This is a genomic window from Chthonomonas sp. (genome assembly GCF_035294165.1).
Lineage (GTDB): Bacteria > Armatimonadota > Chthonomonadetes > Chthonomonadales > Chthonomonadaceae > Chthonomonas.
Map to the genome: position 1 here is coordinate 1 of NZ_DATGLN010000182.1, position 4,869 is coordinate 4,869.

At 56.1% G+C, this 4,869-nt stretch carries 6 protein-coding genes, 1 tRNA gene and 1 riboswitch; of the genes, 4 read left to right on the forward strand and 3 right to left on the reverse strand.

Features of this window, described 5'->3' with window-relative positions; all coding sequences use genetic code 11:
- Nucleotides 1-145, forward strand: a 145-nt coding sequence (locus tag VKV29_RS09895) for a Fe-Mn family superoxide dismutase (RefSeq protein ID WP_324201148.1), incomplete at its 5' end; no start/stop codon positions are given.
- 51 nt (nt 146-196) lie between these two features.
- On the opposite strand, the gene VKV29_RS09900 is transcribed toward VKV29_RS09895, so the two are convergent.
- Together VKV29_RS09900 and VKV29_RS09905 are read right to left on the reverse strand one after the other, a co-directional pair.
- Complete coding sequence (locus tag VKV29_RS09900) at nt 197-796, reverse strand: peptidylprolyl isomerase (RefSeq protein WP_324201143.1); 600 nt, start codon at nt 794-796, stop codon at nt 197-199.
- A gap of 19 nt (nt 797-815) precedes the next feature.
- Nucleotides 816-1,517, reverse strand: coding sequence for a peptidylprolyl isomerase (locus VKV29_RS09905; protein WP_324201144.1), 702 nt, complete (start codon nt 1,515-1,517; stop codon nt 816-818).
- A 142-nt stretch (nt 1,518-1,659) separates the two neighbouring features.
- Here VKV29_RS09905 and VKV29_RS09910 point away from each other — a divergent pair, with 142 nt between their 5' ends.
- The gene (locus tag VKV29_RS09910) at nt 1,660-2,541 is read left to right on the forward strand and encodes a PHP domain-containing protein (RefSeq protein ID WP_324201145.1); all 882 of its coding nucleotides are present in this window, start codon (nt 1,660-1,662) and stop codon (nt 2,539-2,541) included.
- Between the two features lie 175 nt (nt 2,542-2,716).
- Entirely contained in the window at nt 2,717-3,040 is a 324-nt protein-coding gene (locus VKV29_RS09915) for a hypothetical protein (protein WP_324201146.1), read from the forward strand.
- 43 nt (nt 3,041-3,083) lie between these two features.
- Here the strand turns inward: VKV29_RS09915 and VKV29_RS09920 are convergent, their stop codons facing one another.
- A complete protein-coding gene (locus tag VKV29_RS09920) occupies nt 3,084-3,863 on the reverse strand; it encodes a type II secretion system protein (RefSeq protein WP_324201147.1) in 780 nt (259 codons plus the stop codon).
- A 168-nt stretch (nt 3,864-4,031) separates the two neighbouring features.
- Nucleotides 4,032-4,181, reverse strand: a riboswitch (cobalamin riboswitch).
- A gap of 110 nt (nt 4,182-4,291) precedes the next feature.
- Between VKV29_RS09920 and VKV29_RS09925 the strand changes: the two genes are divergently transcribed.
- Nucleotides 4,292-4,365: transfer RNA gene (locus VKV29_RS09925), tRNA-Arg, on the forward strand.
- Nucleotides 4,366-4,869: the final 504 nt, after the last annotated feature.

Sequence of the window (4,869 nt, forward strand, 5' to 3'; positions counted from 1 at the left end):
AAAGCCCATTCTCGGTGTGGATGTTTGGGAGCACGCCTACTATCTAAAGTACCAAAATCGCCGTGCCGATTATCTCAACGCTTGGTGGAACGTCGTGAATTGGGACGAGGTCGCCAAACGCTACGAGGCGGCGTTAAAGGGTTAAGCTCCGAGAGGCTTCAGGGCGCTCCTTGCGGAGCGCCCTGTGCTGTTGAGACTACTTTTTAGGAGGGTGCGTTTTCGAGGCTGCCTTATGCGGCTTTTCCTCCGGCAAAACCACGGCGGAGGTAAGCGTATCCCCTATCTGCAGATGCTCCACCACATTCATGCCGCGCACCACTTTGCCGAACACACAGTACTTACCGTCGAGGAAATTGTTGTTGCTTAGGTTGAAATAGAACTGACTATCGCCGCTGTTGGGGTCTTGGGTGCGGGCAAGCCCCACCGTACCCTTGTTATTGGGCAAGCCGGCTTCTAGAGGAACGGTGGTGCCGGAACCGTGGGTGCCGATGGCATGCGCGGCAAACTCGCTGGGGGGCAGCCCCTTGGTTTCCGGATCGCCCAACTGCACCACAAAGCCCGGCTCGACACGGTGCACCTTAATGCCATTGTAGAACTTTTGGCGCACAAGCGCTAAGATATGAGCGACCGTTTTGGGGGCCTGTTTCGGAAAAAGCTCAATAACCACGGTGCCTTTTTTCGCAAACTGCAGGGCCACTTCGGGGTTGGCCGCAAAGGCTAGGGTGGGGCACCTGAAACTTAGGACAAGGAACAGGGCCGCTACCCCTATTCCCTTTTGGACAAGCAAGCGATTCACAGAAAACCTCCTGTAAAAATTAGTGGATGACGATGCTTTGGATGCGATCGCCCTGTTGGATTTTCTTCACCTGATCCATCCCCTGAACGACCCGCCCAAACACGCAGTAGTCGCCGTCCAACTGTTTATTATCCACGAGATTGATGAAAAACTGGCTATCGCCGGTATCGGTGCGCGGTGCGCTGAGCGCCAGGGCGATGGTGCCAGGCAAATTGGTGAGGTCGTTCCTCTCGAAAGGAACGGTCTGCCCCGATCCGCCGGCGCCTAATAGATACTTCATGGCCACCTGTTGGTCGCTAAGGCCGCGCAGCTTTCTGCCGTCAACTTTTTTGGAGGCCGGATCGCCCGCTTGAGCCACAAAGTCGGGTATGACTCGGTGAAAGAGGATTCCGTTGTAGAACCCCTCCTTGCAGAGCTTTACGAAATGGGCTACGGTTTTGGGGGCTGCTTTCGGATAAAGCTCTATCTCGATGGGCGCCAAGCCCTCCACCTGAAGCGTGGCGTGAATGGCGGTGGGTTCGTATTTGGCAAAGAGCTGCTCCTGTTGTGCAATGGGCAGTTTGGAGCTTTGCGCCGACGGAGCTGGGGGGGTTAGTTGGGTGGTGTCGGTTTGGTCTTCGGGGGGCAGTTCACCTCCCGGATGCACCCGAGAGCTATAGGCGGCTAGGCCTAAGGCAAACACTACCAGCAGAATCAGCACAACGATCGGTCGGTTGCGCATAAAGCGATCTCCTTCAAAGATATTCTTTTGAATGAGGCCTCTGCTTAGGAGAAGGCTTTGCTAAGCCATAATGTATACGGAGAATAGGTTGGCTCTAAGTGCCCAATGCGGCGCGAGGCCGAAGTGGAGGAACGAGAAACAGGTGGGATACCGGCGCTTTAAAGGTGGGATCGATCTTCATGCCCATACAACGGCTTCCGACGGCGATCGGTCACCAACGGAGTTGGTTCAACTTGCCAAAGAGTTAGGTTTGGAAGCCATCGCCATAACCGATCACGACACCGTAGAGGGGGTGGAGGAGGCGCTGGAGGCAGGGCGAAAATATGGCATTGAGGTTGTGCCCGGCATTGAGATAAGTGCCGTGGTGGACAAAGGACAGTGTCATCTGCTGGGCTATTTTGTAGACCCCACCGATGCCCAATTGAGGGAGCGACTTGGGGTGCTGCGGGCTGCACGCGATGCCCGCAATCGTGCGCTTGTGGAGCGGCTGAACCAGATGGGCATTCCGGTTACGCTTCAGGCCGTTGCTCAGGAGGCCCAAGGGGAACTTTTGGCCCGTCCCCACTTCGCCAAGGTGATGGTGAAACTCGGCGTGGTTTCGAGCGTGCAGGAGGCCTTTGACCGCTATTTGGGCGACGGTGTGTTGCCGGGTATCTCAAAAGAGAAGCTTCCCCCTGAAGAGGCCATTGCCCTTATTCACCAGGCCGGGGGAGTAGCCGTGCTGGCACACCCGAATAATTTGAAACGTAGCCCTGAAGCCATCGAAGAGCGGATTCGAAGCTATCAAGCGATGGGTTTAGACGGTATCGAGGCACGCTATAACGCCCATACGCCGGAAGATACGGCGCGCTATTTGGCGCTTGCCGAGCGGTTAGGGCTGCTCACCACGGGCGGCTCGGATTTTCACGGGTATTCGGTAAAGCCGCAGGTTCATCTCGGCCACGTGGAGGGTGACCGTCCCGCCCCCTATGCCCTGCTGGAGTCTCTTCGTCTTCGCGCAGAACAGCGTCGGACTTCATGCTAGCGGGTTCCTGTGGATCAGCTTATCATGGGCAACAACGGTGTGCTCCACTAACTTGCGCCGAGGCATCCGTAAATCGGTTCTAGAACCGGTTTCCACTTAACCGTCAGTTTCTACAGCCCATCCCTCAAGGCCGACAGTGCTGCGCATTGTGCCTTTCCCTCAGAGCTGGTGTAAATTGAAACTTAAGATTTCTCGCCTTCGGCTCGAAATGACAGGCGTCTATCTCACAAGAGATGACAGGCGTCTCTCTTGCCGGCTTTTCAAGGCCGACGCCCTACCTCTCAAGGGTACCCCCTACAGCCCCTCACCCTACCCCTCTCCCCATTGGGGCGAGGGGCACCTTGCGGTGGGCAACTCAGCGGCCTGTTTTATTCTCTTAATCGTCTATCTCTCTGGCCGCTGCATCGTCAAGGCCGACGCCCTTCCCCTCATCTGCGAAGACCGCTGTGTTGCTAGAAGAAAGAAAAACGCCCCATCCTCACCTCCTATGCCGCTGTAGATGGAGTTAGAGGATGGGGCGTTTAGGCTATAGAGTTAAGCCCTTAGTCTCTGGTGAACATGGCGTCGGTAACTTGTGATTGATGCAGAGGCTTCACATGCCCATCACCCCACACAATGTTCGCCAGCCCGTGCTCGGTGATGGTTTGAGTTTGCGTATCCACCGTTTTATGCGAGTCGACGTGGCGAAAATCCATTGTAGGGGTACCATACCATTGGCTCGGTGGGTCAATCGCTGGGGTCTCCACCATCTGGCCGTTTCCTCCGTACCAAGGGGCGTTGTAGTAGCCCGAATCGGAGAACATGATCTTGTCGGCAGGGGCGCTGAGCGAAGCCAGGGTGGCCGGGTTGACCGGCGGCCATAGCTGCCCGCTCATACAGGCGGTGTTCATGTAGCAGTCCGAGCCGAGATAGCCCCAGTTGTAGCCATAGCCGATGTCGGCTCCGTAAAGCAGTTGCCCTGTCCAATCGGGGCAGCGCTGCATCTCCTTGTTTTTCATATAGGGGTAGAGGGGGCCTTTGGTTAGGTCACAGGTCTCGTTGGGGTAGGTGCCGGTAATGTGTCCCATCCAGTATTCGGCTCCGGTGGCATCGTAGTAGACATAGAGGGGAAAGGTCTCGTCGTAGTCTTCGAGATACATTTGGGTGGCGAGGCCGATTTGGCGCAGATTGGAGGCGCAGCTGATCTGCCGGGCCTTTTCTCGCGCTTGGGCGAAGACGGGGAAGAGAATGGCTGCCAGTATAGCTATTATAGCTATAACCACTAGCAGCTCAATTAAGGTGAATGCGCGCTGGGCGCTCTTTGTAAAAAGTTTGACTTGCATACGGTTCGCTCCTTTCGTCGTCTTGGGTTTTGTTCGGTCTGGCCTTAGAAGAGGCAGATCGGACTTCGAGGAGCGAGGAGGATGCTCGAGGGATGTACTATTGAGGCTGAAAAGGGATACGAAGTTGCCAGTACACGTTCGTGCATCACACCCTCTCTCTCGAAGGGCATACGTGATGCGTCGCAGGCGGGCATTCGGGCTTACCCACACCCGAAGGTTTGGGGTGGGATACCGCAGCGGGACTGCGCCGGATTCTCACCGGACTTCCCCCGTATTTCAGCCACGCGATGACGCGCAGCCACTGCGACTATGAAAATTGTCAAGGGGCTTTATTATGACGGAGGGAAGGGACTTTTGTCAATAGAAAAGAGCCTCTTGCCCAAGGGCCTTTGCAAAAAGGAGCGGTTTGAGGTAATTTAAAGGTGCTCGCGCCTGTAGCTCAGTGGATTAGAGCACCAGTCTTCGGAACTGGGTGTCGGGGGTTCGAATCCCTCCAGGCGCGCTTTTTTGCAGTCCATCACCGATGCGGGAAAGGGAAGGAACGGGCCAACTGTTGGTTCCCCCATTGTAAGCCTCTAATCCCTACCCAAACTGGGAGCGGTCACCTCGTGATGAGCGCCTCAAGGGCGATGGTGCTGCGCACTGCACCTTTTCCCTCAAGGGTACCCTCTACAACCATCACTATGAACCAACCTGCACCGTAGGGGCAGGCTTTGTGCCTACCCAATAGAACACGGCAATCCAATTGGGGTAACCTCAAGGGTACCCCCTACAGCCCCACCCCCTACAGGGAGAGGGGTACCTCGCGGCGGGCGTCCTAGCGGACGGCGCCTTTGCAGCTTGTTTTATAGACCTACGGCTAGGGCAGGATCACATTTTGGGTCACCGGCTGGTTGGTAGATTGTAGCGTGACCGACTGGGTGACACTGCTGCCATCGGGTAGGAACACCACAATGGTATAGCTGCCTGGAACTACCCAAAAGCTGAAGGTGCCTGTGCTGTCGGT